The organism is Allobosea sp. LjRoot90 (genome assembly GCF_964254315.1).
Taxonomy (GTDB): domain Bacteria; phylum Pseudomonadota; class Alphaproteobacteria; order Rhizobiales; family Beijerinckiaceae; genus Allobosea.
Map to the genome: position 1 here is coordinate 112,651 of NZ_CAXUTF020000010.1, position 26,588 is coordinate 139,238.

The window sequence follows — 26,588 nt, forward strand, 5'->3', positions numbered from 1 at the left end:
GAGCGAGAGCAAAGCCATGGCCGAATTCCTCGCCTACCTCATCGCCGGCATCGCCACGGGCGCGATCTATGCCCTGGCCGCGATCGGCTTCACCCTGGTCTGGCAGACCTCGCAGACGATCAATTTCGCCCAGGGCGAGTTCGTCATGCTGCCGGCCGTGCTGGTCCTGCTCGCGATCAAGCTCTTCGGCGCGCCGATCTGGCTCGGAGCCCTGATCGGCATCGCCGCCTTCATCCTGATCTTCGGCGTCGGCTTCAAGCTCGCCGTGGTCGACCCGATGATCCGGCACGGCGTTCTACCGCTCGCCATCGCCACCATGGCGCTGTCGATCATCATGAAGGAAGGCGCCAAGGACGGCTTCTCGGCCGAGGCGCAGAAATTCCCCTCCTTCGTGCCGACCGAGACGATCTCGGTGTTCGGCGCCGCGATCTCGCTGCAGCATGTCGCGATCATCGCAGTCGCCTTCGCGGTGATCGGCCTGCTGCAATGGTTCGTTGGCAGCACCCGGCTCGGCCGCCAGATGCAGGCGACGGCGCAGAACCCGACGGTGGCGCGCATCCTCGGCATCCCGGTCGAGCGCATGGTGCTGCTCACCTTCGTGATCAACGCGGCGCTCGCCGTCGTCGCCTCGGTGCTGATCTCGCCGATCTATCTGGCGAAGTTCTCCAATGGCGAGGTGATCGGCTTGTTCGCCTTCATCGCGGCGATCGTCGGCGGCTTCAACCAGGTCCGCGGCGCCCTCGTCGGCGGGCTGATCGTCGGCATCGTCGACAGCATGGCGGCCGCCTACATCTCGACCTCCTACCGACTCGCCGTGCCGCTCGTGCTCCTCGTCGTCGTCATTCTCGTCAAGCCGGAAGGCCTGATGGGCCGCAAAGAGGAGCGCCGCGTATGACCGCGCCCGCAACCCATGGCGCCGCCCCGGCGGCGCGCCGCCTGCCTCTGCCCGCCTTCGTCGACGGCGCGCTGATGACGCTGGTCGCGGCTGCGGTCATCCTGTGGTTCGTCCCGTCGGGCATGGGCCGCTACGGCACCTATGTGCTCTCGCTCTGGCTGGTGATGAGCGTCGCCGTGATGGGGCTCAACCTGACCCTCGGCTATGCCGGCCTGAAGTCGCTGGCGCAGGCCGCCTTCATGGGCATCGGCGCCTATGCGACGGCGCTGCTGACCAGCAAGGTCGGGCTGAACTGGTACGCCTCCTTCGCGATCTCGGGACTGCTCACCTTCGCGGTCGGGCTGGTGCTCGGCTTCCCGGCGCTCAGGGTCAAGGCGCATTATCTCGCCTTCGTCACCCTCGCCTTCTCGACACTGATCTGGCTCGTCCTGCGCAATGAGCAATGGCTGACCGGCGGCGTCTTCGGCCTGTCCAACATCCCGCGCCCGAGCTTCTTCGGGCTGAAGCTCGACGGGGCGCTGGCCTTCCACCGCTTCGTCGTCGTGGTCACCTTCCTGCTCGCAGTCGGGCTCTGGTGGATGATCCGCTCGCCCTGGGGCCGCGCCTTCACGGCGCTGCGCGAGAACCCGATCCGCGCCGCGAGCCTCGGCATCGACACCCGCATGTACACGCTGCTCGCCTTCGCGATCGGCTCCGCCTATGCGGGCTTCGCCGGCGCGCTCTATGCGCCGCTGGTCGAGTTCATCGACCCTTCGCCGTTCTCGCTGTCGCAGAGCTTTTTCCTGCTGCTGATGGTGGTCGCCGGCGGCGCCGGCTACCTGCTCGGCCCCTTCATTGGCGCGCTGCTCGGCGTGGTGCTGCCGGAATGGCTGCGCTTTGCCGGCTCGCTCTACCTGATCATCTTCGCGGGAATCGTCATGCTGCTGCTGATCGCCTGCCCGCAGGGCATGAGCGGCCTGCTCGAGCGCGGCTGGAATCGATTGACCGGCAAGACAGGAGGCAACCGATGAACCAGGTCCTCGAAGTCTCGAACCTCCACAAGGCCTTCGGCGGCATCAAGGCGGTGAACGGCGTCTCCTTCTCGGTCAACGAAGGCGAGATCCTCGGCATCATCGGCCCGAACGGTTGCGGCAAGTCGACCTTGTTCAACTGCATCCTCGGCCAGCTCGAGCCGACCGAGGGCGCGGTGAAGCTCGACGGGCGCGACGTCACCAATATGCGCCCCTCCGAGCTCAACCGGCTCGGCGTCAGCCGCACCTTCCAGCTGCTGCAGGTCTTCCCCGAGCTCTCGGTGCGTGAGAACTTGATCCTCGCCGGCCAGGAGCACGAAGGCACGATGCTCTCGCGCTTCTTCGGAGCGCGTGACGCTGGCCTGAGCCAGTCCGCGGAGAAGATGATCGGCTTCTTCAAGCTCGGCCATCTCGCCGACGCCAAGGCGGGCGGGCTCTCCTACGGCCAGCAGAAGCTGCTCGACGCCGCCATGGCCTTCATGGCGGGACCGCGCCTCGTCCTGCTCGACGAGCCGGCCGGCGGCGTCAACCTGACCATGCTTGGCGATCTCAAGGAGCGCCTGCGCGCCATCAACGCCGAGCAGGGCGCGACCTTCGTGGTGATCGAGCACAACATGGATTTCGTGATGTCGCTGTGCTCGCGCGTCATCGTGCTGGCCGAGGGCAAGGTCCTGGCCGAGGGCACGCCGGCCGAGGTCCGCGCCAATCCGGCGGTCATCGAAGCCTATCTGGGGCATTGAGATGCGCTGCTTTGCAAATCTCGCAGCGCCGATCGGCTTTGCGCCTCTCTCCCCCCTTGTGGGGGAGAGATGGAGAGGGGGGTATGCCGCCCTCGACGACGAACCAGCCAGCCTCCTCAAGCTCTGCAACCTCGACACCCCCCTCCCAACCCTCCCCCACAAGGGGGGAGGGCTTGCGCGGTTCCTCGCATCGAAGGGAAACAGGTGATGACCACTCCCATCCTCGAACTCGACGGCGTGGTCGGCGGCTACGGCGCCATGACCATCCTCAACGGCACGAGCTTTAAGGTGCCGCGCGCCGCCATCACCACGGTGATCGGCCCGAATGGCGCCGGCAAGTCGACCGTGTTCAAGGCGATCTTTGGCCTGCTCAAGGTGCGCGAGGGCCATATCCGGCTGGAAGGCCGGGAGATCACCAACTGGAACCAGCGCAAGCTGCTGGAGGCCGGCATCTGCTATGTGCCGCAGGGCCGCAACATCTTCCCCGAGCTCTCGGTGCGCCACAATATCGAGCTCGGCGCGGTCGCTGCCGGCAGCCAGATCACCGATATGCCGAAGCGCATCGAGGCGGCGCTCGACCGCTTCCCGTCGCTGCGCGCCAAGGCCGATGTCCAGGCCTCGACGCTCTCGGGCGGCCAGCAGAAACAGCTCGAGATCGTGCGCGGCCTCTTGCTCGACCCCAGGCTGGTGCTGATCGACGAGCCCTCGATCGGCCTCTCGCCGATGCTGGTGCAGGAGACCTTCGGCATCCTGAAGGAGCTGCGCGCCAAGGGCGTCACCATCCTGATGATCGAGCAGAATGCACGCTCGGCCCTGGAGATATCCGACGAAGGATTGGTGCTGGAGCTTGGCCAGACCCGCATGCAGGGTCCCGCGGCCGATATCCTCGCCGACCCCCGCGTCGGCCAGCTTTTCCTCGGCGGCGCGATGACGGAAGCGGCCTGAACCATGAACCCGACCTCGATCGCCACCGTCTCGCTCTCCGGCGATCTCGCCGACAAGCTGCAGGCCATCGCGGCGGCCGGCTTCGACGGGGTCGAGGTCTTCGAGAACGACTTCCTGACCTTCGACGGCAATCCGCGCGATGTCGGCAGGATGATCGCCGATCTCGGCCTTGCCATCGTCGCCTTCCAGCCCTTCCGTGATTTCGAGGGCATGCCGGAGCCGCTGCGCGCGCGCACCTTCGAGCGGGCCAGGCGCAAGTTCGAATTGATGAACGAGCTCGGCGCCAAGCTCATGCTGATCTGCTCGAACGTCTCGCCGCAATCGCTGGGGGGTATCGACCGCGCCGCCCATGATCTCAGCGAGCTCGGCGACCTCGCCAGTAAGCACGATGTCCGCGTCGGCTTCGAGGCGCTGGCCTGGGGCAAGCACGTCAACGACTATCGCGACGCCTGGGAGATCGTGCGCCGGGCGAACCATGAGCGCATCGGCCTCATCCTCGATTCCTTCCACACGCTGGCGCGATGCTCGCCGCTGGAGCCGATCGCCTCGATCCCCGGCGACCGGATCGAGCTGGTCCAGCTCGCCGACGCACCGCAGCTCGACATGGACGTGCTGAGCTGGAGCCGGCACTTCCGCAACTTCCCCGGCCAGGGCGACCTCGCCGTCGCCGATTTCCTGAGAGCGGTCGAGGCGACAGGCTATTCAGGCCCGCTCTCGCTCGAGATCTTCAATGACCAGTTCCGCGCCGGCTCGGCCAAGCGCGTCGCGGTCGATGGGCTGCGCTCGCTGATCCAGCTCGCCGACCAGACGGCCCGCCTGAGCGATCCCGCCAAGGCGGAGATGCCGGACCGGGCGCCACTGCTCGGCGTCGAATTCCTTGAATTCGCGCTCGACGAGGAGCCGGCGCAGGCGCTGACCACGCTGTTCAGCGCGCTCGGCTTCCACAAGAGCGGCGAGCATCGCAGCAAGGCGGTGACACGCTGGAGCCAGGGCGGGATCAACCTGATCGTCAACACCGAGAAGGACGGCTTCGCCCAGTCGCATGCGATCATGCACGGGCCCGGCGTCTGCGCGCTGGCGCTGCGGGTGGCCGATGTCGGGGCGACGATGGCGCGCGCCCGGGCATTGAAGGACACGACCTTCGAGCAATCGGTCGGGCCGGACGAGATGGAAATTCCGGCGATCCGCGGCGTCGGCGGCAGCCTGATCTACTTCACCGAGCCGCGCCATGACGGCGCCCAGAGCTGGCACGACGACTTCATCGCCACCGGCGCCGGCGGTAGTGCCCCTGCCCTGCTCACCGACGTCGACCACATCTCGCAGTCGATGGACTATGACGAGATGCTGTCCTGGCTCTTGTTCTACACCTCGCTGTTCGCGCTCGATCGCATCCCGCAGCTCGCCATCGCCGACCCCGCCGGGCTGGTGCAGAGCCGGCCGCTGGTCGCTGCCGACGGCTCGGTCCGCCTCATCCTCAATGGCTCGCAGGCGACGCGGACATTGTCCTCGCGCTTCGTCTCCGAGCATTTCGGCTCGGGCGTGCAGCACATCGCCTTCACCTCGCCGGACATCTTCGCGGCCGTGACTGCGATGCGGGCCGCCGGGCTCGATTTCCTCGATATCCCCGAGAACTATTACGACGATCTCGAAGCCCGCTACGGGCTGGAGCCGGCCTTCCTCGACCGGTTGCGCGAGCACCACATCCTCTACGACCGCGACGGCGAGGCCGAGTTCCTGCAGGTCTACACCCACGTCTTCGCCCAGCGCTTCTTCTTCGAGATCGTCGAGCGGCGCGGCGGCTATGCCGGGTTCGGTGCGGTCAATGCGCCGGTGCGGCTCGCGGCACAGGCGCGCGAGGCGCGGCCCGTAACGGTGCCGCGCCCGCTGCACGAGGGCTAGAGCCCTTCCGCGGATTTCAAACCCGCGGAAATGTTCCAGCTCTTTGTTTTATCGCATTTTCTTCACGCGAACCGGTATCCACTTCGCTCGAAAATGCTCTAGCTCGTCACCACGACCTTGCCGACCGCGCGGCCGCTCTCGAGCAGCTCATGCGCCTCTGCAATCTCATCGAGCGAGAAGCGCGCGGCGACCTCGTGGCTAAGCCAGCCGTCGCGCAAGCCTTCGCCGATAGCGGCGGCGGCCTCATCATGCGCGGCCGCGTCCATGACGTAGACCAGCACGAAGCGGATCGTCACATCGAGCGTGATCAGCGGCCAGAACGGCAGCGCCGGCTCGGGCTTCGCATCGGAGGCATAGGTTGCGACCGCGCCGCGTGGCGCCAGCACCTGCATGGTCAGATCGAGATTGGCACCGAAGGCGACCTCGACGATGCGGTCGACGCCACGCTCCTTGCCGGCGAACTCGCGAATGCGCGCTGCGAGATCGTCGCTGAGGCGGTTGAGCACGAGATCGGCGCCCGCTGCCTTGGCGGAGCGCGCCTGCTCGTCGCGGCTGACGGTCGCGATCACCCGCGCCCCGCCCTGCTTGGCGAACTGGATGGCATAGCGACCGACCGCGCCGGCACCGCCGGTGACGAGCACGACCTTGCCCGCAACCGGCCCATCCGCGAAGACGCAGCGATGCGCCGTCATCGCCGGTACACCGAGACAGGCTCCTTCCTCGAATGAGACGTTGGCGGGCAGCGGCTGGACCTGCCGCGCCGGCAGCGCGACATACTCCGCAGCTCCGCCGAAGGGCCGGCCGAGCGAGGCCTCATAGAACCAGACGCGCTCACCGATGCGGCTCTCCAGCTCGGGTGAACCTGCGGCCACGACCTCGCCGGCACCGTCCTGATGCGGAATGACGAGCGAAAACGGCATCTGGTCACGGCCGAGCCAGCCGGCGCGGCCCTTCCAATCCGACGGGTTGATGCCGCTGGCGCGGACCCTGATCAGCAATTCGCCCGGCCCGGCGACTGGCTGAGGCTGCTCGCCGACCTGCAGGACCTCATTCGCCGGCCCCTTGCGCTGATACCATGCTGCCTTCATCGTCATGCTCCCTGTGCGATTGCGGAAGCCGGCAAGTGTCGTCATAGCTTATCAGGAACAAGTACGTACAAAGAGAACATGTACTATCATGAGTGTAAGTGCCCTTGAACTCACCCAGACCACCGGGGCACGTCCACGCCGCGAGCCGGCGGCGCGCACGGGCTGCGGTGTCGAGGCGACCTTGTCGGTGATCGGCGGGGTCTGGAAGCCGGTGCTGCTGTTCCAGCTTTTGCGCGGCAAGCTGCGCTTCAATGCGCTGTGCCGGCTGACGCCACGGGCGACGCCGCGGATGATCACCCTGCAATTGCGCGAGCTGGAAGCGGATGGTGTCGTGCGCCGGATCGTCTACCCGGAGGTGCCGCCGAAGGTGGAATACGAATTGACCGAATTCGGGCAATCGCTGGAGCCGGTGCTGCTCGCCATGCGCGCCTGGGGCCAAAGCTTCCAGGCGCGCATGGACGCTGCGGAGACTGAATCCGGGGGAGGAACAGCTCAGCCGCGCAGCATCTGCATGGGTGCGGGATAGTAGCGGAAGCCGTCGCCGGCCTTGGCGAGGTTGCCGAAGCCTGGCCAGGCGAAGTGATAGGACATTACCGGCGTCTTCTGCTCGGCCAGCATGGTGAGCAGCCTGACCCGCGACTGCACCGACTGCTTGGGATCGTAGTCATAGGCGAATTCGACGCGCGGATTCTCGGTCAGCAGCACCGGGTGATGGGTGAGATCGCCGAGGAAGGTGAACGACTTTCCGCCGGAGGAGACGTTGAAGATCGTATGGCCGGGGCTGTGGCCCGGCGCCGAGATCGCGGTGATGCCCGGCAGGAACTCCTGCCCGTCCTTGAAGAAGACGATGCGGTCGCGCACGGGCCTTAAGTTGGCGCGGGCATGCTCGCCGAAGGCCTTGAACGGCGAGCCGAGCCGGGCATCGTCAAGCCAGTAATCATGGTCGACCTGGCTGATATAGATCTGCGCATTCGGAAAATTGGGCTTGCCCTCGGCCGAGCAGATGCCGCCGGTATGGTCGATATGGGCGTGGCTGCAGACGATGGCGTCGATCGAGGTCGGGTCGATGCCGGCTTCCTGCATGCTCTTCAGGAGCCGTCCCGTGGTCGGGCCGAAGGCCTTGGAGAAGCCCATGCCGGTGTCGAACATCACCAGCCGGTCGCCGAAATTGACGATCGGGATGTTCTGCTCGAGCACGACATTGTCCTTGGGCAGGAAATTGGTCTCGAGCAGGCCGTAGACCTGCTCCTTCGGCAGGCCGAGGAAGCTGGAGCCGGGATCTCCGAGCGGCAGCGGCCCGTCGGAGACCACCGTGATCTCGGCCTGGCCGAGCATGAAGCGGTAGTAGTACGGCACCTGGCTGTTCGCGAGCGGAGCCTTGGCGACGGCGACGCCGGGCAAGGCCGCACCAGCAGCGAGTGCCGCCGCGCCCGAGAGGAAACCGCGGCGGCTGGTAGACGGGATGAGCAGGTTCGACATGGCGTTCCTCCGGGACAAAAGGGAGCGGCGTCGGGCGCCGTCTTCTTCGCGCGGGAGGCCTGGCATCGCGTCAGGCCTTGCCGGAGAGGAAGGATGCACGCCTGCGGAGTGGACGGCCAATAAGGCTTCGCTCTAGTCTGCATAAGCGAAAGCTGCCGCCCTGCGGGACGGCGGCGAAACAGAAGCATTGGGGGATTACGCGGCGATGGATCTGCGCCAGTTGCGCTATTTCACGGCCATCGTCGAACAGGGCTCGTTCTCCAAGGCAGCAGTCAAGCTTCGGGTGGCGCAGCCGGCGCTGAGCCAGCATCTGCGCCATATGGAGGATGAGCTCGGCGTCGCCCTGCTGCATCGCGGCACGCGCGGCGTGCAGGCGACCGAGGCCGGCGAGCGCCTGCTCGTCAAGGCCCGCATCATCCTCGCCGAGTTCGCCGAACTGCGTGACAGCGTCCGCGGCGAACAGGCGGCGCCGGCCGGCGAGGTCCGTATCGGCCTGCCGGGCACCGTCAGCGAGCAGTTCAGCGTGCCGCTGATCGAGGCGACGCAGGAGCGCTATCCGGATGTGCGCATCCGCATTGCCGAGGCGATGAGCGGCTTCGTGCTCGACTGGTTGCGCAAGGGCGAGGTCGATCTTGCGGTAATCTACTCGACCTCGGACCCGAAGGGGCTGGGCATCCATCACATCCTGACCGAGGAGCTCTGCCTGTTCGGCGTGCCGGCGCTGACGGCGCTGAAAACCTCGCCGGGCAAGGCGGTGACGCTGACCGAGGCAGCCGGGCTCGACCTGATCCTGCCGGGGCCGGGCCACGGCCTGCGCGACCAGATCGACGAGGCGGCGGCCGGTATCAACGCCACCGTCCACGCCGCGGTCGAGATCGAATCCTATGCGCAGATCAAGCGCCTGGCCGAACGCGGCCTCGGCTACGGCATCCTGCCGCGCATGGCCGTGAGGGCGCAGGAGAAGGCTGGTACCTTCCGAACCTGGCCGATCGAGCAGCCCTCGCTCTATCGCAAGGTCTATCTTGCCTACTCGACCGAGCGGCCGATGACGGCCGCGGCCCGCGCCATCGGCCAGCTCTCCTGGGAGATCCTGCGCGGCCTCGTCACCGAAGAGAGCTGGACCGCGACGCTCGGTGACGAAAGCGATCCGCCGGCCTTATACGGCTGATCGGGATTTCGTCTTTGACAGGCGACGCGGCCAGCCGAACACTCGCTTGCACATCAGCCACGAGGATACGCCTTGAAGACCCGCGCCGCCGTCCTGCACGCCAGCCCCGTCGCCGCGCCCTATGCGCAGTCGAAGCCGCTCCGGATCGAGGAGGTCGAACTCGCCCCGCCAGGGATGGGCGAAGTGCTGGTCAGGGTCCGCGCCGCGGGGCTCTGCCACTCCGACCTCTCGGTGATCGACGGGAACCGGCCGCGCCCGGTGCCGATGGTGCTCGGCCATGAGGCGGCCGGCGAGGTCGAGGAGGTCGGGGTCGGCGTCACCGACCTCAAGAAAGGCGACCGCGTCGTCATGGTCTTCGTGCCCTCCTGCGGCCATTGCGCGCCGTGCAGCGAGGGGCGCCCTGCCTTGTGCGAGCCCGGCAATGCCGCCAATGGCGTCGGCGAGTTGATGGCTGGCGGGCGCCGCCTCTCGCAGAACGGCAAGCCGGTGCACCATCATGTCGGCGTCTCCGCCTTCGCCGAGCATGCGGTGATGTCGCGCCATTCGCTGGTGAAGATCGAGGCCGACATTCCGCACGAGATCGCAGCGCTGTTCGGCTGCGCCGTGCTGACCGGTGTCGGAGCGGCGGTGAACACCGCCAAGGTCCGCGCCGGCGAAACGGTCGCGGTCGTCGGCATCGGCGGCGTTGGCCTCTCCGCTTTGCTCGGCGCCGCCGCCTGCGGCGCCGCCCGTGTCATCGCCGTCGACCTCTCCGACGAGAAGCTCAGGATCGCCCGCGAGCTCGGCGCGACCGACACCTTCAACGCCGGCTCGCCCGACGTGGTCGAGGCGATCCGCGCCGCGACCAAGGGCGGCGTCGATCACGGGCTGGAGATGGCCGGTTCGGTCAAGGCGCTGGAGCTCGCCTACCAGGTCACACGGCGCGGCGGCACGACGACGACGGCCGGCCTCGCCAATCCGGCCCACACCATGGCGCTGGCGCCGGTCAGGCTCGTCGGCGAGGAGCGGACGCTGAAGGGCTCCTATGTCGGCTCCTGCATTCCGGTGCGCGATATCCCGCGTTTCATCGAACTCTATCAGCGCGGCCGGATGCCGGTGGACAAGCTCTGGACCAGTTCAAGCCCGCTCGAGGGCATCAATGAAGGCTTCGACGCGCTGAATGAAGGCCGGACGATCCGGCACGTCATCCAGATGTAGGGATCAAGCGGCGGGCTGGTCGCTCGCCGTTGCGGCGCGGGGCGCGAGCGTGGCGGCAAGGGCCGCCACCAGCATCAGCGCGACCGCCAGTCCGGCCAGCGCCGGAAAGCCGGCGCTGGCATAAAGCGGCCCGAAACCGGTCGTCCCGACGAAGAGCGCGAGATAGGTCACGCTGCTGTTGAGCCCCATGATCGCGCCGCGGCGGGAGGGATCGAGCGCACCCAGCCGGAGGATCAGAACGTTCAGCCCGGCATGGTTGGCCATGCCCCAGAAGAACACCACGGCAAGCAGCGCGGGATAGGAGGCAGCGGCGAGACTCATCGCCAGATAGACAGCGCCGACCACCGCGAAGAACACCGGCAGCAGGCGGGCCGGGCCGAGGCGGTCGATCCAGCGGTCGAGGAAGGTCGTCGCCCCGAAGCCGAGGCCGTAACACAGAGCGAGCAGGCCACCGGCGCTGACCGGCAAGCCCAGTACCCGGTGCAGATGGTCGCCGACATAGGCGTAGACGCCGTAGAACGAAGCCATGAAGGCGGCGCAGGCGAGCAGCAGCGGCGCGATGCCGGGAACCCGCAACGCCGAGAGCGGCGACGGCGCGGCGCGCCCGGTCGCAGCGCCACTGGCGGTCAGCTTGGTGGTACCAGCCATCGCCGCGAGCCCCGCGACGACGACGAGGCCGTAGACCATGCGCCAGCCGAAGAGGTCAGCGACCACCGCCGAGAGCGAGACGCCGGCCACCATGCTGAGCGTCCAGCCGAACAGGACGACGCCCAGCGTGTCGCTCTCGCGCCCGGCAGGCGCCGCCAGCGCGGCGAGTGTATAGATCGACGGCAGGGCGAGACCGGCGGCGATCCCGGCCAGCAATTGCGCGCCGACGAAGGCGGGCAGGATCGGCGCCGCGCCGCTCGCCGCGAGCGCGGCCAGGAAGGCGAGCAGGGCATAGCGCAGCATGCGTCCCGCACCGAAGCGATCGATCAGCCCGGCGAGCAGCAGGGCGCTCGCCGCCGTGCCGATGCCGAAGGCGGCCGAGGCGGTCATCACCGCCGGCACGTCGCTGGCGAAGCTTTCGGCCACGCGCGGCGCGATCGGCCCCAGCGCCAGCGAGTTGGCGCCAACCAACCCGATGCACAGGCAGAGCGCATAGGCAGCGGCGGGAATCCGGTGCGCGTCCGAAGCTGTTTGATTTTCATTCGTCATTTTGACAGAATGACCGAATGAAATTCTGGATCAATCGAGGATCGACGAATGCTTGAAAAAACAGATGGCGTTCGGCGTAACCGCGGAGCCGAGCGCGAACTCGATGCCATGGACCGAAAGCTGTTAGGCGTTCTCGTCGAGGATGCCACGATCAGCTACGCCGATCTCGGCGAGCGCGTCGGCCTCTCGCCGCCGGCGGCGCATGAGCGGGTAAAGCGATTGCGGCGCTCCGGCGTGATCAGGCGGGTCGCGGCGCTGATCGAGCCGGAGGCGACCGGCAAGACGCTGCTCGCCTTCGTTCATGTCGACACCACCGGCTGGGGCAAGACGACGACGCTCTTGGCGATCGAAACCCATCCCGAGGTCGAGGAGATCCATTCGGTCGCCGGCGACACCTGCATGCTGCTCAAGGTGCGGACCGAGAGCACCCATGCGCTCGAAGGCCTGCTGGCGAAAATCTACGACGTGCCCGGCGTCACCGCGACCCGCAGCTATGTCGTGCTCTCGACCTATCTGGAGCGGCCGGTCCAGCCGGGCGTCACCGCCGAATGGCCGGGACGCGTCAAGGATCCGCGAATGCTGCCCGTCAACCAAACATCGCCGGATTGACCGACGGCTTCGACCCGACCGGCACCTTGAGATGATGCAGCCTGATCGGCTGATGCAGGACGTAGCCGCCGTCCTCATGCTCCGACAGCGCCTCGAAACGGGCCAGCAGCTTGCCCCTCGCCGCCTCTGCCCGCTCCTCGCGCGAAGGATCGGCCGCGACGGCGCGCGCCATGAAGGCGGCCGCGTCGGGGAACGTCTCGATGCGATCGTATTCGATCCGCCGGCTTTCGCCGACGATGCCGCGGCGCATGGCGCGGACGATCGCGTCCTGTGCCGCGTGCCTGACCTCGGTCTCATCCTCGATCAGGCGCAGCGCGTCGAAGAAGGAGCCTTCCGACAAAGGCTCGATGACGACGATGCTGCCGCCCTTGCCGACGACGCGTGCCGCCTCCTCCAGCGCCAGCAGCATGTCGGGCACCGGGACGTGATGCAGGCTGTTGAGGAAGATCGCGGCGTGCATGCTGGCATCGCCCCAGGGCAAGAGCTGTGCGCAGCCGTGCTTCAGCGCCGCCTTGGGCACGAGTTTTTGCGCAACCTCCAGCATCGCCTCGTCCGGATCGAGGCCGACGACGCTGGCGCCACGCTGGGTCAGCGCCTGCAGCAGATTGCCCCTGCCGCAGCCGATGTCGAGAATGCGCCGACCCGGCAAGGGCGCGAGTAGCTTCTCCAGAATCTCGACGGTATCGCCTGCCGGCCGCGTGATCATAGTAAATCAATGGTTGCGCCCGCGGCGGGGCGCAAGACCTGTTCTTCGGCGATCCAGAGCTACTCGCTTCGGGCAAACAACCTGGCCGCGACCTGCTTTGCCAGACCTCACCCGTGCTTGTGCACGATCGTCTTGGCGACGGCGAACTCCTCCAGCGCCATGAAGCCCTTCTCGCGGCCATGGCCGCTCTTGCCGGTGCCGCCAAAGGGCAGCTCGATGCCGCCGCCGGCGCCATACCCGTTGATGAAGACCTGGCCGGCCCGAACGCGCTTGGCGACGCGCTGCTGGCGCCCGCCATTGTTCGTCCAGACGCCGGCGACGAGGCCGTAGGCGGTGGAGTTGGCGAGCTTCACCGCATCCTCTTCATCGTCGAAGGAGAAGGCGGCGAGGACGGGGCCGAAGACCTCTTCCTGCTCCAGCCGGTTACCACGTGGCACCTGGCCGAACAGGGTCGGGGTCACATAGAAACCGCCATTGGGCACGCCCTGGGCGATCGCGCCTTCGGCAAGGACCGGAATGCCCTGCTCGCGGGCCTGGTCGACGAAGCTCTGCACCCGGCCGCGCTGCTTGGCGTTGATCACCGGGCCGCAGTCGAGGTCCATTTCGGGCGTGCCGGCGCGCAGCTTGGCGAACTGCTTGGCGACCGCGCCGACGAAGTCGTCATAAACGGTCTTCTGCACCAGCACGCGGCTACCGGCCGAGCAGGTCTGGCCGGTGTTCTGGACGATCGCCTTGCAGACGATCGGCACGGCGGCGTCGAAATCGGCGTCGTCGAAGACGATCTGGGGTGATTTGCCGCCCAGCTCCAGCGTGCAGGTGATAAAGTTGTCGGCACAGGCCTTCTGGATGATCTGGCCAACCTGGGGCGAGCCGGTGAACGAGATGAAGCCGACGCCGGGATTGCGGCAGAGCGCCTCGCCAGCCTCATGGCCGCGGCCGGTGACAATATTGATCGCGCCGTCGGGGAAGCCGACCTCGCTGGCGAGCTCGGCGAGGCGCAGCGCCGTCTGGCAGGCATCCTCCGCCGGTTTCAGCACCACGGCGTTGCCCATGGCGAGCGAAGCGGTGAGCGAGCGGCCGAACATCTGCGCCGGATAGTTCCAGGGCAGGATATGGCCGGTGACGCCATAGGGCTCGTGCACGACGTTGACGCTGTAGCCGTTGAGGAACGGGATGATGTGGCCGTGCACCTTGTCGGCGGCGCCGCCATAGAACTCGAAATAGCGCACCGTCGCCTCGATATCGGCCCTGGCCTGCGCCATCGGTTTGCCGGTGTCCTGCGCCTCGATCTTCGCCAATTCCTCGAAATGGTCCTGGACCTTGAGCGCCAGCTTCGAGATCAGCCGGCCGCGCTCGGCGGCGGTGAGCCTGCCCCAGGCGCCTTCATAGGCGGCGCGGGCGGCCCTGACGGCGTCGTCGATATCGTCAGCGTTGCCGCAGGCGATGCGGGTGAATTCCTCGCCGGTTGCCGGTGCGAGCACCGCCATGGTCTCGCCGGTGCGCCCGGCGACATGCCGGCCGTTGATGAAGTGCTGGGTCATGATGGTCTCCGTCTACGGCGATGCCGTCTCGTATCGTCTCAATGCAGCCCGGCCGCGGCGAGCGAGCTTTGCGCCAGCACGGTCTCGCTGACCTCGCCGCGCTCGATCGCATAGGCCTTAGCCGCGAAGTTGCGCAGCAGACTGGGGTTGGATTCGGTGATCAGCAAGGCGATGTCGGGATGGCTGTCGCGCAGGGCGCGCAGGGCGGCGGCATAGCGGTTGGCCAGGACCGGGGCGAGTCCCTGGAACGGCTCGTCGAGCAGGATGACGCGGCTGCCGACCATCAGCGCCCGGGCGAGCGCCGCCATCTTGCCCTGCCCGCCGGAGAGCCCCGCGGCGGCGCGCTGACGCAAATCGGTGAGCTCGGGCAGCACCGCATAGATGCGCTCCAGACGCCTGATGATCTCGGGCTCGCCAAGCTTCATCACCTCGGCCGGCAGGCGGATGTTCTCCTCGATGGTGAAGGTCGAGAACAGCCTGCGATCCTCCGGCGCATAGCCGATGCCGAGGCGCGGGCGCTCATGCGGCTTCACCGTATCGAGCGGCTTGCCGTCGAAGCTGATCGCGCCGCCGGTCACCTTCATGAAGCCCATGATGGCGCGCAGCAGGCTGGTCTTGCCGGCGCCGTTGCGGCCGATAAGGGCGACCGTCGCGCCCTCTTCCAGCGACAGCGTGGCTCGACGCAGCACCTGCACGCCTTCGATCTCGGCCGAGAGCTCCCTGATCTCCAGCATGAGCTAGACCCCCACCCCGATAACGGTCTCGCGGACCTCCGGATGGTTCAGGATTTCCTCCGGCGTGCCCTGATGGACGATGCGGCCGCCGGCCCAGACCGCGACGCGGTTGGCGTAACGCGCAACCACATCCATGTCGTGCTCGACGAAGACCGCCGTGGTGGCGCGGGCGTCTAGCACGCGGGTCAGCGTATCCATCACCTGGAATTTCTCGGTCGAGGAGACGCCGCTGGTCGGCTCGTCCATGAAGATCAGCTTCGGTTCGAGCGCCAGCGCGACGGCGATGTCGATGAGCTTGCGCATGCCCTCCGGCAGTTCGCGGACGACGCGGTTGCCGGTCTCCTTCAGGCCGACCAGGTCGAGCAGCGCCCACATCTCCTCGGCTTTCGGATGCCGCAGCATGGGCAGGAAAGGCGACCAGGAGCCTTCACGTGCAGAGAGCGCCAGCAGCAGGTTCTCGATCACCGTGTTGTCGAGGAAGAGCTGCGGGATCTGGAAGGAACGGCCGACGCCGAGGCGGGTGATCGCCCGCGGCGACAGGCGCGTCACATCCCGCCCGGCGAAGACGACGCGGCCGGATTGCGGCTTGAGATAGCCGGTGCAGAGGTTGATGAAGGTGGTCTTGCCGGCGCCGTTCGGGCCGATGATGGCGATGCGCTCGTTATCGGCGACCTTGAGCGAAGCGCCGTTCGCGGCCTGCACGCCGCCGAAGCGCAGATGGAGGTCGTCCGCCTCGAGGATGACGCCGCTCATCGCCCGCCCTCCTCGCGCTGCGCCTTGCCAGCTTTGCCTGCGACGATGCCGTAGAGGCCGGCCGGCGCGAAGAAGATGATCACGAGCAGCATCACGCCGAGCACGGCATGCCAGGTCTCGGGCGCATAGACAGCGGCATAGCCGCGGATGATCTGGAACATCAGCGCCCCGAGGAAGGGCCCGGCGACGCCACCGATGCCGCCGAGGATCGCGATGAAGACGAACTCGCCCGAGCGCACCCAATAGGCCAGCTCCGGCGTGACGTGGCCCGAGACCAGCGCGATGATCGCTCCCCCTAAGCCCGCCAACAAGCCGGAGAGCAGATAGGCGCCGTAGAGCACCTTGCGCGGGGAGACGCCGAGATATTCGAGCCGCGTCTCGTTCGACTTGATCGCCTCCAGCGCCTTGCCGCCAGGCGAGAGCAGGTAGCGCGCAACGAAGAGCGCGGCGAGGATGCAGAGCACGAGCGTGACGTAGAAGGTCGCAAGCTCGAACTGCTCGCGGCCGAACGCGATGCCGGCGAAGGTCGGGCGCGGCACGCGCTTGCCGTCGGCGCCGCCGGTGATCGAGAAGAGTTTCTCCAGCAGCGAGAAGAACACCATCGAGATGGCGAGGTTGAGCATGCCGAAGAAGATCGCGCGGTAACGCACGATGAAGAGGCCGACGATGGCGGCGAGCAGGCCGGACGCCGCCATGCCGACCGGGATCAGGATCAGTGCTTCATGGCCGACTTTGGCCGCTGCCAGGAAGGCGACCGCATAGGCGCTGAAGGCGAAGAACAGGCCATGACCGAAGGAGACCTGGCCGGCGCGCAGCAGCACCATGATGCCGAGCGCCGCCAGTCCCTCGCAGAGCGCCACGGTCAGGATCACCGTCGACCAGGGCGAGAACAGCGGAAAGGCGGCGAGCGCCGCGATCAGCGCGAGGCCGAAGACGAGTTGGCGCGCCATCACACCTTCCTCGTCTGCACGGTCGAGAACAGCCCCTGCGGGCGGACCAGCAGCACGACCATCATGATGAGATAGGGGATCAGCACGTCGAACTCCGGCGCGAAATAGACCGCCACCGAGCGCCCGAGCCCGATCAGCAGCGCCGCGACCGCCGCGCCCTCGATCCGGCCGAGCCCTGCCGTCGCCGCCACGGCGAAGGAAAGGACGAGCGTTCCCGCGCCGATGCCGGGGGTGAGCGATGTCGTGGCCGAGGCGAGCGCACCGCCCAATGCGGCCAGCGAGGCGCCGATGATGAAGGTGATCAGGTAGACCCGCGCCGCGTCGATGCCCATGGCCGTCGCAGCCTCGCGGTCCTGCGTCACCGCGACGATGGCGCGGCCGAAGCTGGTGCGACGCAGGAAGAAGCGCAGGCCGAGCAGCACCGCGAGCGCGACCAGCGGCATCAGGATGAGCTGATATGTGGTGTAGAAAATGCCGAAGACCTCGACCGTGCCGAGCCAGTTCATCGGGGCGTTGGCGAAATAGGGCTGCACGCCGAAGACGACCTTCTGCGCATCCTCCAGGATCATGAACACGGCGAAGGTGACGATCAGCTGCAGCACCTCCTCCTTGCCGTAGACGCGGCGCAGCAGCGCGATCTCGACGAGGCCGCCGACCAGGATGCCGACCAGCGCAGCCGCAATCAGCAACGTCGGAAAGGCGAGCCAGGTCGGCAATCCCGCCGCGCCGATGGCGAGCACGCCCGCTGCCGCGACATAGGCGCCGATCGCATAGAACGACCCATGGGCGACATTGACGATGCCGAGCACGCCAAAAATCAGCGACAGCCCGACCGCGACCAGGAAGATCAGCGAGCCATAGGCCAGGCCGTCGAGCGCGGCAAGGAAGAGCATTTCAGGGGGCATGCGGTCCGCTACCGAGTTCCCCTCCCCCTTGTGGGGAGGGGTTAGGGGTGGGGGTGGCTCCGCTTGGCGAGCGGATGCAGGATAGGGCGCCTAGCAACAGCGGGGTGGCAAACGATCGATCCGGCATTCCGGCTTTCCGCCCCCATCCCTGCCCCTCCCCACAAGGGGGAGGGGTTCGCGCCGCGGCTCGTCGGCCTCACTTCGCGTAGTCGAAGCTCTCGATCGACTTGTCGTTGACCAGCGCCGGGGTCGCCTTGGCGAACCAGTCGAGCGACTTCTCGCCGACCGGCGTGGTCACCAGCTTGCCGGGATAGAGCGCCATCTTGTCGTAGACCGCGAAGGGGTATTCCGGCACCCGCTTGGTCAGGCCGAGCAATTGATCCTCCAACCCCTGATGGTCCTGGCGAATGGTGATCGTGCCGGTGAGCGACTTGAACTCGAGCCCCTCGAAGGCGGCGATGACCTCTTCCTTGCTCGGCCATTTGCCGCCCGCGCCCGCCTTCTCATAGGCCTTCACCAGCCCGGTCAGGGCCTGCTGCATATGGAAGGTCGGGTAGATCGGATAGACGCCGGTCTTGTCCTTGTACGCCTTGACGAAGCCCTGCATCTCCGGGGTGTTCTTGTATTTCGGGTGCAGCCAGTAATGGTCGCCGCGCCCGCCGATGATGACGCCCTCGGGCAAGACGTTGCCGAGGCGCTCCAGCGAGCTTTCAGCCAGCGGCAGCACGAAGGTCGACTGCTTCAGCAGGCCGCGCGCCGCCGCCTGCTGGACGAAGGTGTCGAGGTCGCCGCCCCAGGAGGTCGAGAGCACGACGTCGGGCCGCAGCGCCGAGAGCCTGGTGATCTCGGTCGAGAAATCCGGCGCGCCGAATTTCGGGAAGAGTTCGGCGACGATCTTCACATCGGGCTTCAGCGCCTTCAGCCCGGCCTGGAACAGCGCCCAGGATTCGCGGCCCCAAGCATAGTCCTGGTTGACCACCGCGATCGACTTGAAGTCGGGCTTGGTCCTGATCAGGTAGAGCAGCGTCGACATCATCTCGGCGCCGGCATGGCCTTGCGTGCGGACGGAGTATTTCCACTTGCCGTCCTCGAAGATGGTCTGCGTGCCGCAATCCCACATCACATTGACGACCTTGAGGTCCTCGGCGACGGGGGCCAGCGCGTTGCAGGAGCCGGACGAGATCGCGCCGAGCATGACCTGCGCGCCCTGCTCCTGGACGACGCGGCGATATTCGGAGAGGAGTTGGTTGGTACCGGCGCCCTCGTCGACGTAGACCGGCTTCAGGGGCACGCCGAGCACGCCACCCTTGGCGTTGATCTCCGCGATCAGGAGGTCGGCAGCGTTGCGGCCGGGCACGCCGAAGACCGAGGCCGGGCCCGACAGGAAGGTGGCGATCCCGACCACCAGTTCCTTCGGCTTGTCCTGTGCCAACGCCTGGCCTGCGAGCAGCGTTCCCGCCAGCGCGGCAATCGCCAGTTTCATCGTCTTCATGAGCGTCCTCCCTGAACCTCGCACGACAGTGGGCGCTCTTGAACGGCGCCTCGTCTCCGTCGAAAGGGGCGCATAGCCGCCCCGGCCGGACAAGTAGGATAAAGCGATGAAGGCCAGACGCTTTTTCTATGGAGCCGCATCGGCTTAGCGAGCCGACGGCGCTATGGCGGCCATCGCAAAACGCTATTTGACTTCGAGAGCGCGACATCGGTGTCTCGCGCAAAATGAACGGCGCGTGGCGATCTGATGGTGAATGCTCTCGAAGGAATCCTGGTGGTGGCGCTGGAGCAGGCGGTGGCCGCTCCAATGGCGAGCTGCCGCCTTGCCGATGCAGGCGCACGCGTCATCAAGCTGGAGCGGCAGGAAGGCGACTTCTCGCGCGGCTATGACGACTATGCGCAGGGGCTGTCGTCCTATTTCGTCTGGATCAACCGCGGCAAGGAATCCTGCCGGGTCGACCTCAAGAACCCCAAGGATCTCGCTTTGGTCGAGGCGATGCTCGCCGAGGCGGACGTCTTCATCCAGAACTTCGCCCCCGGCGCGACCGACCGCCTCGGCATCGGCAGCGAGGCGCTGCGCCAGCGCCACCCGAAGCTGATCACCTGCGACATCTCCGGCTATGCGCCTGGCACGCCGCATTACACCCGCAAGGCCTATGACCTCCTGATCCAGGCGGAAGCCGGTCTCGCCGCCGTCACCGGCAGCGCTGATTCCGGCCCGACACGGATCGGCGTCTCGATCGCCGACATCGCCACCGGCAACGCCGCCTATGCCGCGATCCTGGAGGCGCTGATCAGGCGTGGGCGCACCGGCGAGGGCTCGCGCATCCAGCTCTCGCTGTTCGACACCATCGCCGACCTGATGAACGTGCCCTATCTGACCCGGCGCTATGGCGGCATCGAGCCGCCGCGGCTCGGCCTCGCCCATCCCTCGATCGCGCCTTATGGCGTCTTCCGCCTCGCCGATGCCGAGGTGCTGATCTCGATCCAGAGCGAGCGCGAATGGCAGATTTTGGCCCGCGACGTGCTGGGCGATGGCGGCCTCCTCGAAGACCCGCGCTTCGCCAGCAATGTGCTGCGCGTGCGCAACCGCCCGGCGCTCGATGCCGCCATCCAGGCGACGCTCGCGACCCGCAGCTATGCCGAGACGGCGGCAGGGCTCGATGCCGCCCGCATCGCCTTTGGCACAGTCTCGACGGTCGCCGATCTGATCGACCATCCGGCCGTGACGGCGCTGCCGGTTCCGACGCCCAATGGCACTGTCGAAGTCCTTGCACCACCGGTGCTGGTCGACGGCAAGCGCGTTCCGATGCGCCCAATCCCGGGCCTCGGCGAGCATGACGAAGCGTTGCGCCGAGAGTTCGCGGCGAAAGCGGCACGATCAGCCTGAGATGAGCATGACGACAGAACCCGATCACACCGACATCCGCGAGGCGGTCGCCAGGCTGTGCGCCGACTTCCCCGGCGAGTACTGGCGCAAGCTCGACCGCGAGATGGCCTATCCGAGCGAGTTTGTCACGGCGCTCACCGATAGCGGTTTCCTCTCGGCCCTGATCCCGGAGGAATACGGCGGGGCGGGCCTCACGCTCTCGGCGGCGGCTGCGATCATGGAGGAGATCCAGCGCCAGGGCTGCAATGGCGGCGCCTGCCACGCCCAGATGTATGTGATGGGCACGCTGCTGCGTCACGGAACCGATGACCAGAAGCAGCGCTATTTGCCCAGGATCGCCTCGGGTGAATTGCGCCTGCAGGCCTTCGGCGTCACCGAGCCGACCAGCGGCACCGACACCACCGCTTTGCGTACCACCGCACGGCGCGAGGGCGACCACTACATCGTCAACGGCCAGAAGATCTGGACCAGCCGTGCGGCGCAGTCAGATCTGATGCTGCTGCTCGCCCGCACCACGCCGCGCGACCAGGTCACCAAGCGGACCGACGGGCTCTCGGTCTTCATCCTCGACATGCGCGAGGCGTTGAAGGATGGCCTCATCATCCGGCCGATCCGGACGATGATGAACCACGCCACCACCGAGGTCTTCTTCGACAATGTGAAGGTTCCCGCCGCGAACCTCATCGGCGAGGAGGGCAAGGGCTTCCGCTACATCCTCTCGGGCATGAACGCCGAGCGCATCCTGATCGCGGCCGAATGCGTCGGCGACGCCAAATGGTTCATCGACAAGGCGTCGAACTACGCCAAAGAGCGCCAGGTCTTCGGCCGGCCGATCGGCCAGAACCAGGGTATCCAGTTCCCGATCGCCAGGGCCTACGCCAATATGCGCGCCGCCGAACTGATGGTGCGCGAGGCGATCCGGCTCTACGAGGCCGGCGCCAATCCGGGCGCTGAGGCCAACATGGCCAAGCTGCTGGCGGCGGATGCGTCTTTCGAAGCGGCCAATGCCTGCATCCAGACCCATGGCGGCTTCGGCTTCGCCGAGGAATACGACATCGAGCGCAAGTTCCGCGAGACCCGCCTCTACCAGGTCGCGCCGATCTCGACCAACCTGATCCTGTCCTATCTCGCCGAGCACGTGCTCGGCATGCCACGCAGCTATTGAGCCCGATGAACATCGACCATCTGAAATCCTGGATCGGCAAGACCGAAGCGGCGTCCGACCTGATCACGCCGCGGCTTGTCGCCAGCTATGAGGCGACATTCTCTCCTCACCTGGCGCCATACCCGCAAGGCGAAGCTCCACTCGCTCTGCACTGGTGCCTCGTCCCGCCGATCTCGCCGATGGCGGCGCTCGGCCAGGACGGGCATGCCGCCAAGGGCGAGTTCCTGCCTCCGGTCGAGCTGCCGCGGCGGATGTGGGCCGGCGGACGCATAGAGACCATCGCGCCCTTGCGGACCGGCGACGAGGTCACTCGCCGCTCGACCATCGGCGACGTCGCTTACAAGGATGGCCGCACCGGCCCGCTCTGCTTCGTCGCGGTCGATCATGAGCTCGTCACGGAACGCGGCGTCGCACTGCGCGAGCGCCACAACATCGTCTATCGCGAGGCAGCCAAGCCCGGCGAAGAACCGCCGCCTGCTCCAGCCCCGGCCGAGTCGCGCGCCGCCGCCCTGACCTGGACGGTGGAGGCCAACCCGGTGCTGCTGTTCCGCTATTCGGCCATCACCTTCAACAGCCACCGCATCCATTACGACCAGCCTTACGTCACCGGCATCGAGGGCTATGCCGGGCTCGTCGTGCACGGGCCGATCCAGGCGACGCTGATCATGAACATCATCGCCACCCTCTCCGGCGGCGAACCGATCCGGCTCGACTATCGCGGCGTCGCGCCGCTGATCGCCGGCGAGGCCTTCCAGGTGAAGGCGAAGCGGCTCCCGGACGGCGCCATCGCTGCCTGGACCGAAGGCGCCGACGGGCGGGTGCGGATGGAGGGCGTGAGCCGGTAGCGCTAGCCGTCATCGTTGGAGAGCGGGAACCGCCACGCAGAACCCCTCTCCCGGATGGGAGAGGGGCAGGGGTGAGGGACCGCGCTGATGATTGAGCCGAGACGGGGCGGCAGCGCCTTCTGCGGATAGGGCAATCCCTCATCCCTGCCCTTCTCCCACACGGGAGAAGGGTTCCCCGTGCCTTTCAAAAGCCTGTAGCTTCCCCGCGCCGTCATCTTCCCCCGTGTCACGGTCCTGCCATGGTGCTAGCGTCTCTCCCTGCACCTTGCTTCAGGAGCCGATGATGGACCGCGCCCGTTTCAGCCGCCGCGACACGCTCAAGGCTGGAGCCGCCATCGCCGCGGCAGGCGCGTTGCCAGGATCGCTCGCGGCGCAAGCCCCAGCGAAGCTCAAGCTCCGGCTGCTGGAGACCAGCGACCTGCACGTCAACGTCGTGCCTTACGACTATTTCCGCGACGCCCCCGATGACACAGTCGGCCTCGCCAAGACGGCGAACCTGATCAAAGCGGCGCAGGCGGAAACGAAGAACAGCCTGCTCTTCGACAATGGTGATTTCCTGCAAGGCTCCTCGCTCGGCGATTTCGTCGCCTACAAGAAGGGGCTGAAGGCCGGCGAAACCCATCCGATGATCGCCGCGATGAACGCCCTGCCCTATCAGTGCGGCACGCTCGGCAATCATGAATTCAATTACGGGCTCGACTTCCTCGAGCACGGCCTCGCCCGCGCCGAGTTCCCGATCATCTGCGCCAATGTCGACCGCGTCGGCGGCGGCTCGCTGATCGAGCCCTGGCGCATCTTCGAGCAGAGCTTCGAGGACGAGGCCGGCGCCAGGCATGTGCTGAACATCGCGGTGATCGGCTTCGTGCCGCCGCAGATCATGCAGTGGGACAAGGGCAATCTCGAGCGCAAGGTGACCGCGACCGACATCGTCGAGGCAGCGCAAAAGTACTTGCCGGAGATCGCGCTCGCCCATCCGGACCTGACCATCGCGCTCTGCCATTCCGGCATCGCCGGCGGCGAGCGCAAGGGCGGCGAGGAGAACGCGGCGCTCCACCTCGCCAAGCTCGACGGCATCGACGTCGTGCTGACCGGCCACCAGCATCTCGTCTTCCCCGGCGGCAAGGCCTTCGACGGCATTCCCGGCGTCGACAACAAGAAGGGCTCGCTGCACGGCAAGCCGGCCTGCCAGCCCGGTTTCTGGGGCTCGCATGTCGGCATCGTCGACCTTGAGCTCGAGAAGCGCGACGGGCGTTGGCGCATCGCCGATTTCAAGGTCGATCCCAAGCCGATCTATGAGCGCACGCCCGACCGCAAAATCGTGCCGAAGGCCGAGGTCGAAGCGGCCGTGCTCGCCACCGTCAAGGCCGATCACGAGGCGACGCTGACCTATATGCGCGAGCCGGTCGGCATGACGGCGGCGCCGATCAACAGCTACTTCGCCCTCGTCGCCGACGACCCGTCGGTGCAGATCGTGGCGGAGGCGCAGATCGCCTATGCCAAGCCGCTGATGGCGCAGACGCCGCACAAGGACCTGCCGATCCTCTCGGCCGCCGCGCCGTTCAAATCGGGCGGACGTGCCGGGCCCGCCTTCTTCACCGACATCCCGGCCGGGCCGATCGCGATCAAGAACGTCGCCGACATCTATCTCTACCCGAACACGGTGCAGATCGTGAAAGTCACCGGCGCGCAATTGCGCGAATGGCTTGAGCGCTCGGCCGGCATCTTCAACAAGATCGACATCGCGAAGACCGAGGAGCAGCCGCTGATCAACCAGGGCTTCCCGGCCTTCAATTTCGACGTGATCGACGGCGTCACCTACCAGATCGACGTGACGCAAGGCTCGCGCTATGACGGCGACGGCAAGCTGGTGGCGCCCGACGCACACCGCATCGTCGAGCTCGCCTATCAGGGCAAGCCGGTCGACGAAAAAGCCGAGTTCATCGTCGTCACCAATAATTACCGCGCCTCCGGCGGCGGCAATTTTCCGGGCACCAAGACGACGGTGGTGCTGGAGGCGCCCGACCTCAACCGCGACGTGATCGTGCGCTTCATCCTCGAGAAGAAGACGATCAACCCCGCCGCCGACAACAACTGGTCGCTGAAGCCCTTGCCGGCGAACGTCAACGTCACCTTCCCGACCTCGCCGGCCGCTGCCGGCAAGAAGCCCGAGGCCCTCAAGGCGGAGGCGGTCGGCGATGCCGGCGAGGGCTTCGTGAAGTACCGGCTGGGCGGCTGAACCAATACTTTCGACCGATGAGGCGTGGAGGCCTCTGCTTTCAGGAGAAGGACCAGGCGAACTATTCGGACCTGGAATGCCTTCCTCAAGCCATAGTGATAGGCGCCCGGAATCTTTTATCGAAGTATATAAAAAATCATAGCAGCTATAAAAATACCCCAAACGATCACCGCTGCGATATTGATTTTCACGACAAGGTCGATTGAATCCTGCGATAGAGCCCCTCTCTCAATCGATTTCTTAATTGGCCCGATCCAAAAAACGATCAATCCAATAAAAGAAATAATAATCGTGACGATCGCGTACACAAGCTCCGCCTCTAGAGACACTACTTTCGCGCGAGAAAGCAGGCCTTGGCTCATCAGGAATGCTTGTCCACCCGACAGCCAGATAAGATCCGGATTCCGACTCTTCCAAGCTTCGAACTTCAGCAGGCGCATGGCGGAGCTCCCGGAGCGCTCAAACTTATCAGCGCCCCAGTGATACAACCACCAGTTAATGCGAAGTATCTTATAGCCTAGCGCCAGCTCATCCCGGCCTGTTTTCGGTCGATTCTTTGGAGGCGCAGTAGCGCGCCTCCTCCGTTCAGAACCTGACTTCGACCCTGCCCTTGAGGGCGTGGTCTCTGGCGCGTTCGCCGATGGCGGCGGAATAGGTCAGGCCGAGCGCGGTGGCAGACGAGATGCGCCAGTCGAGGCCGGCCTCGGCGACGAGCGCCTCGCGATCGATCTCGGCCGCGAATACGCGGGCCGGGGTGGTGCCCAGCGCGAAGGCGGTCTTCGCCTGCGGGGTGAGCTCGCCGAAACCGTGACGCCAGCCGAGCATGGCGCGGGCGAAGAGCGGAGCGCTGCCGAGCTGCGCCTCGGCGCGCAGGCCGAGCGTGGTGAAGCCGAGCACCTGCTCGGAGGAGAGGACGCGCAGCGCCGCGGCACCACCCTGTTCGGTGCCGGCCTCGGTGCTGACGCGGATCAGCGCCAGCTGCGCGAAGGGCTCGAGTGCAAAGCCGCTGAACGCGAAGCCATAGCCGAGCTCAGCGAAGCCTTGCGCCACCGCACCCGGGCGCTGCAGGCGCAAGCTGTCGCCGAAGCCGCGGATCTGGACCTGTCGGCGGATGTCGCTCTCGGACCAGCTATAGGCCAGACCTGCATCGAGACGCAGATTGCCGAAGCGGGCGCCGGCGTAAAGCGCCGCATGGCCGCTCTCGAGCTTGCCGGTGGAGAGGCGGGCATCGAGGTCGAAGCGCGACTGGCTGTAGCCGCCGGCGACACCGACCCTGAGCGACGAGCCGGGGTTGTCGTAGAGCATGAGATCGGCGCCGAGCAGCGCGCCACCGCTGCGGCGGCTGAGGCCGGCCGCATTGCCGTCGGCGTCGGTGTTGCCGGCGCCGCCAAAAGCCTCGCCCCAGAGGGCGTAGCGCGGCTGTGGCTGTGGCGCATTCATCAGCACCGCGCTTTTGCGGCCGGGCAGGTCGGCCGAGAAGCTCGCAGCGACCTGTCCGGGAGCTTGCGTCAGCAGCGGCCCGCGCAGGCGCGACAGGATGGTCTCGCGCACCAGCCGGCTCTCGTCGATCATCACCGCGACGCTTTGAGCATGCGCCTCGCCCGAGAGCAGGTCGAAGCCGGCGCGCGCCTCGGCGGCGGTGCCT

Annotated in this window: 25 protein-coding genes; 13 read left to right on the forward strand and 12 right to left on the reverse strand. The window is 66.8% G+C overall.

Features of this window, described 5'->3' with window-relative positions; genetic code table 11:
- Positions 1–16: 16 nt before the first annotated feature.
- The 5 genes from ACSQ3M_RS26260 (at position 17) to ACSQ3M_RS26280 (ending at position 5,489) form a co-directional block, all read left to right on the forward strand.
- Positions 17–895 (forward strand): branched-chain amino acid ABC transporter permease, encoded by an 879-nt coding sequence (locus ACSQ3M_RS26260; RefSeq protein ID WP_126113276.1) that lies wholly within the window; start codon positions 17–19, stop codon positions 893–895.
- The gene (locus tag ACSQ3M_RS26265; protein WP_436153025.1) at positions 892–1,905 is read left to right on the forward strand and encodes a branched-chain amino acid ABC transporter permease; all 1,014 of its coding nucleotides are present in this window, start codon (positions 892–894) and stop codon (positions 1,903–1,905) included. Before ACSQ3M_RS26260 ends, ACSQ3M_RS26265 begins: the two co-directional genes overlap by 4 nt.
- Positions 1,902–2,645, forward strand: coding sequence for an ABC transporter ATP-binding protein (locus ACSQ3M_RS26270; RefSeq protein WP_436153026.1), 744 nt, complete (start codon positions 1,902–1,904; stop codon positions 2,643–2,645). Before ACSQ3M_RS26265 ends, ACSQ3M_RS26270 begins: the two co-directional genes overlap by 4 nt.
- Positions 2,646–2,852: 207 nt before the next feature.
- Positions 2,853–3,590, forward strand: a complete 738-nt coding sequence (locus tag ACSQ3M_RS26275; RefSeq protein WP_436153027.1) for an ABC transporter ATP-binding protein — start codon at positions 2,853–2,855, stop codon at positions 3,588–3,590.
- A gap of 3 nt (positions 3,591–3,593) precedes the next feature.
- Positions 3,594–5,489: a bifunctional sugar phosphate isomerase/epimerase/4-hydroxyphenylpyruvate dioxygenase family protein gene (locus tag ACSQ3M_RS26280; protein WP_436153028.1), complete on the forward strand. Its 1,896-nt coding sequence runs from the start codon at positions 3,594–3,596 to the stop codon at positions 5,487–5,489.
- Positions 5,490–5,587: 98 nt separating this feature from the next.
- On the opposite strand, the gene ACSQ3M_RS26285 is transcribed toward ACSQ3M_RS26280, so the two are convergent.
- A complete protein-coding gene (locus ACSQ3M_RS26285; protein WP_436153029.1) occupies positions 5,588–6,577 on the reverse strand; it encodes an NADPH:quinone reductase in 990 nt (329 codons plus the stop codon).
- Between the two features lie 88 nt (positions 6,578–6,665).
- Here ACSQ3M_RS26285 and ACSQ3M_RS26290 point away from each other — a divergent pair, with 88 nt between their 5' ends.
- Entirely contained in the window at positions 6,666–7,103 is a 438-nt protein-coding gene (locus ACSQ3M_RS26290; RefSeq protein WP_436153030.1) for a winged helix-turn-helix transcriptional regulator, read from the forward strand.
- Here the strand turns inward: ACSQ3M_RS26290 and ACSQ3M_RS26295 are convergent.
- Entirely contained in the window at positions 7,070–8,056 is a 987-nt protein-coding gene (locus ACSQ3M_RS26295; RefSeq protein WP_436153031.1) for an MBL fold metallo-hydrolase, read from the reverse strand. The genes ACSQ3M_RS26290 and ACSQ3M_RS26295 overlap by 34 nt on opposite strands.
- A gap of 205 nt (positions 8,057–8,261) precedes the next feature.
- On the opposite strand from ACSQ3M_RS26295, the gene ACSQ3M_RS26300 reads away from it, so the two are divergent.
- Together ACSQ3M_RS26300 and ACSQ3M_RS26305 are read left to right on the forward strand one after the other, a co-directional pair.
- A complete protein-coding gene (locus ACSQ3M_RS26300; RefSeq protein WP_436153032.1) occupies positions 8,262–9,224 on the forward strand; it encodes a LysR family transcriptional regulator in 963 nt (320 codons plus the stop codon).
- A 72-nt stretch (positions 9,225–9,296) separates the two neighbouring features.
- Positions 9,297–10,421, forward strand: coding sequence for a zinc-dependent alcohol dehydrogenase family protein (locus ACSQ3M_RS26305; protein ID WP_436153033.1), 1,125 nt, complete (start codon positions 9,297–9,299; stop codon positions 10,419–10,421).
- 3 nt (positions 10,422–10,424) lie between these two features.
- Here ACSQ3M_RS26305 and ACSQ3M_RS26310 read toward each other — a convergent pair whose 3' ends face one another.
- Positions 10,425–11,618: an MFS transporter gene (locus tag ACSQ3M_RS26310; protein WP_436153034.1), complete on the reverse strand. Its 1,194-nt coding sequence runs from the start codon at positions 11,616–11,618 to the stop codon at positions 10,425–10,427.
- Positions 11,619–11,666: 48 nt separating this feature from the next.
- Here ACSQ3M_RS26310 and ACSQ3M_RS26315 point away from each other — a divergent pair, with 48 nt between their 5' ends.
- Positions 11,667–12,227, forward strand: a complete 561-nt coding sequence (locus ACSQ3M_RS26315) for an Lrp/AsnC family transcriptional regulator (RefSeq protein ID WP_436153035.1) — start codon at positions 11,667–11,669, stop codon at positions 12,225–12,227.
- Here ACSQ3M_RS26315 and ACSQ3M_RS26320 read toward each other — a convergent pair.
- From ACSQ3M_RS26320 to ACSQ3M_RS26350, 7 genes are all read right to left on the reverse strand, one after another.
- Positions 12,205–12,933: a class I SAM-dependent methyltransferase gene (locus ACSQ3M_RS26320; RefSeq protein WP_436153036.1), complete on the reverse strand. Its 729-nt coding sequence runs from the start codon at positions 12,931–12,933 to the stop codon at positions 12,205–12,207. The genes ACSQ3M_RS26315 and ACSQ3M_RS26320 overlap by 23 nt on opposite strands.
- 107 nt (positions 12,934–13,040) lie before the next feature.
- Entirely contained in the window at positions 13,041–14,474 is a 1,434-nt protein-coding gene (locus ACSQ3M_RS26325; protein WP_436153037.1) for an aldehyde dehydrogenase family protein, read from the reverse strand.
- 38 nt (positions 14,475–14,512) lie between these two features.
- Positions 14,513–15,208: an ABC transporter ATP-binding protein gene (locus ACSQ3M_RS26330; RefSeq protein WP_436153038.1), complete on the reverse strand. Its 696-nt coding sequence runs from the start codon at positions 15,206–15,208 to the stop codon at positions 14,513–14,515.
- Between the two features lie 3 nt (positions 15,209–15,211).
- The gene (locus ACSQ3M_RS26335) at positions 15,212–15,961 is read right to left on the reverse strand and encodes an ABC transporter ATP-binding protein (RefSeq protein ID WP_436153039.1); all 750 of its coding nucleotides are present in this window, start codon (positions 15,959–15,961) and stop codon (positions 15,212–15,214) included.
- Entirely contained in the window at positions 15,958–16,911 is a 954-nt protein-coding gene (locus ACSQ3M_RS26340) for a branched-chain amino acid ABC transporter permease (RefSeq protein ID WP_436153040.1), read from the reverse strand. Before ACSQ3M_RS26340 ends, ACSQ3M_RS26335 begins: the two co-directional genes overlap by 4 nt.
- The gene (locus tag ACSQ3M_RS26345) at positions 16,911–17,816 is read right to left on the reverse strand and encodes a branched-chain amino acid ABC transporter permease (RefSeq protein WP_436153041.1); all 906 of its coding nucleotides are present in this window, start codon (positions 17,814–17,816) and stop codon (positions 16,911–16,913) included. Before ACSQ3M_RS26345 ends, ACSQ3M_RS26340 begins: the two co-directional genes overlap by 1 nt.
- A 196-nt stretch (positions 17,817–18,012) precedes the next feature.
- On the reverse strand, positions 18,013–19,308 hold the full coding sequence (locus ACSQ3M_RS26350) for an ABC transporter substrate-binding protein (protein ID WP_436153042.1): 1,296 nt from the start codon (positions 19,306–19,308) through the stop codon (positions 18,013–18,015).
- A 246-nt stretch (positions 19,309–19,554) separates the two neighbouring features.
- Here ACSQ3M_RS26350 and ACSQ3M_RS26355 point away from each other — a divergent pair, with 246 nt between their 5' ends.
- The 4 genes from ACSQ3M_RS26355 to ACSQ3M_RS26370 all read left to right on the forward strand — a co-directional run bounded on the left by ACSQ3M_RS26355 (position 19,555) and on the right by ACSQ3M_RS26370 (position 24,943).
- The gene (locus ACSQ3M_RS26355) at positions 19,555–20,697 is read left to right on the forward strand and encodes a CaiB/BaiF CoA transferase family protein (protein ID WP_436153043.1); all 1,143 of its coding nucleotides are present in this window, start codon (positions 19,555–19,557) and stop codon (positions 20,695–20,697) included.
- 7 nt (positions 20,698–20,704) lie between these two features.
- Positions 20,705–21,862, forward strand: coding sequence for an acyl-CoA dehydrogenase family protein (locus tag ACSQ3M_RS26360; RefSeq protein WP_436153044.1), 1,158 nt, complete (start codon positions 20,705–20,707; stop codon positions 21,860–21,862).
- A 5-nt stretch (positions 21,863–21,867) separates the two neighbouring features.
- Positions 21,868–22,707, forward strand: coding sequence for an FAS1-like dehydratase domain-containing protein (locus ACSQ3M_RS26365; RefSeq protein WP_436153045.1), 840 nt, complete (start codon positions 21,868–21,870; stop codon positions 22,705–22,707).
- 280 nt (positions 22,708–22,987) lie between these two features.
- Entirely contained in the window at positions 22,988–24,943 is a 1,956-nt protein-coding gene (locus ACSQ3M_RS26370; RefSeq protein WP_436153046.1) for a bifunctional 2',3'-cyclic-nucleotide 2'-phosphodiesterase/3'-nucleotidase, read from the forward strand.
- A 116-nt stretch (positions 24,944–25,059) separates the two neighbouring features.
- On the opposite strand, the gene ACSQ3M_RS26375 is transcribed toward ACSQ3M_RS26370, so the two are convergent.
- Together ACSQ3M_RS26375 and ACSQ3M_RS26380 are read right to left on the reverse strand one after the other, a co-directional pair.
- Positions 25,060–25,383, reverse strand: a complete 324-nt coding sequence (locus tag ACSQ3M_RS26375; RefSeq protein ID WP_436153047.1) for a hypothetical protein — start codon at positions 25,381–25,383, stop codon at positions 25,060–25,062.
- Positions 25,384–25,528: 145 nt separating this feature from the next.
- Positions 25,529–26,588 (reverse strand): autotransporter outer membrane beta-barrel domain-containing protein (locus tag ACSQ3M_RS26380; protein WP_436153048.1); only part of this gene is annotated, 1,060 nt, incomplete at its 5' end.

Coding starts and splice junctions, on each gene's coding strand:
- ACSQ3M_RS26260 (WP_126113276.1), top strand. CDS start 17: ATGGCCGAATTCCTCGCCTACCTCATCGCCGGCATCGCCACGGGCGCG.
- ACSQ3M_RS26265 (WP_436153025.1), top strand. CDS start 892: ATGACCGCGCCCGCAACCCATGGCGCCGCCCCGGCGGCGCGCCGCCTG.
- ACSQ3M_RS26270 (WP_436153026.1), top strand. CDS start 1,902: ATGAACCAGGTCCTCGAAGTCTCGAACCTCCACAAGGCCTTCGGCGGC.
- ACSQ3M_RS26275 (WP_436153027.1), top strand. CDS start 2,853: ATGACCACTCCCATCCTCGAACTCGACGGCGTGGTCGGCGGCTACGGC.
- ACSQ3M_RS26280 (WP_436153028.1), top strand. CDS start 3,594: ATGAACCCGACCTCGATCGCCACCGTCTCGCTCTCCGGCGATCTCGCC.
- ACSQ3M_RS26285 (WP_436153029.1), bottom strand. CDS start 6,577: ATGAAGGCAGCATGGTATCAGCGCAAGGGGCCGGCGAATGAGGTCCTG.
- ACSQ3M_RS26290 (WP_436153030.1), top strand. CDS start 6,666: ATGAGTGTAAGTGCCCTTGAACTCACCCAGACCACCGGGGCACGTCCA.
- ACSQ3M_RS26295 (WP_436153031.1), bottom strand. CDS start 8,056: ATGTCGAACCTGCTCATCCCGTCTACCAGCCGCCGCGGTTTCCTCTCG.
- ACSQ3M_RS26300 (WP_436153032.1), top strand. CDS start 8,262: ATGGATCTGCGCCAGTTGCGCTATTTCACGGCCATCGTCGAACAGGGC.
- ACSQ3M_RS26310 (WP_436153034.1), bottom strand. CDS start 11,618: ATGACGAATGAAAATCAAACAGCTTCGGACGCGCACCGGATTCCCGCC.
- ACSQ3M_RS26315 (WP_436153035.1), top strand. CDS start 11,667: ATGCTTGAAAAAACAGATGGCGTTCGGCGTAACCGCGGAGCCGAGCGC.
- ACSQ3M_RS26320 (WP_436153036.1), bottom strand. CDS start 12,933: ATGATCACGCGGCCGGCAGGCGATACCGTCGAGATTCTGGAGAAGCTA.
- ACSQ3M_RS26325 (WP_436153037.1), bottom strand. CDS start 14,474: ATGACCCAGCACTTCATCAACGGCCGGCATGTCGCCGGGCGCACCGGC.
- ACSQ3M_RS26330 (WP_436153038.1), bottom strand. CDS start 15,208: ATGCTGGAGATCAGGGAGCTCTCGGCCGAGATCGAAGGCGTGCAGGTG.
- ACSQ3M_RS26335 (WP_436153039.1), bottom strand. CDS start 15,961: ATGAGCGGCGTCATCCTCGAGGCGGACGACCTCCATCTGCGCTTCGGC.
- ACSQ3M_RS26340 (WP_436153040.1), bottom strand. CDS start 16,911: ATGGCGCGCCAACTCGTCTTCGGCCTCGCGCTGATCGCGGCGCTCGCC.
- ACSQ3M_RS26345 (WP_436153041.1), bottom strand. CDS start 17,816: ATGCCCCCTGAAATGCTCTTCCTTGCCGCGCTCGACGGCCTGGCCTAT.
- ACSQ3M_RS26350 (WP_436153042.1), bottom strand. CDS start 19,308: ATGAAGACGATGAAACTGGCGATTGCCGCGCTGGCGGGAACGCTGCTC.
- ACSQ3M_RS26355 (WP_436153043.1), top strand. CDS start 19,555: ATGGTGAATGCTCTCGAAGGAATCCTGGTGGTGGCGCTGGAGCAGGCG.
- ACSQ3M_RS26360 (WP_436153044.1), top strand. CDS start 20,705: ATGACGACAGAACCCGATCACACCGACATCCGCGAGGCGGTCGCCAGG.
- ACSQ3M_RS26365 (WP_436153045.1), top strand. CDS start 21,868: ATGAACATCGACCATCTGAAATCCTGGATCGGCAAGACCGAAGCGGCG.
- ACSQ3M_RS26370 (WP_436153046.1), top strand. CDS start 22,988: ATGATGGACCGCGCCCGTTTCAGCCGCCGCGACACGCTCAAGGCTGGA.
- ACSQ3M_RS26375 (WP_436153047.1), bottom strand. CDS start 25,383: ATGCGCCTGCTGAAGTTCGAAGCTTGGAAGAGTCGGAATCCGGATCTT.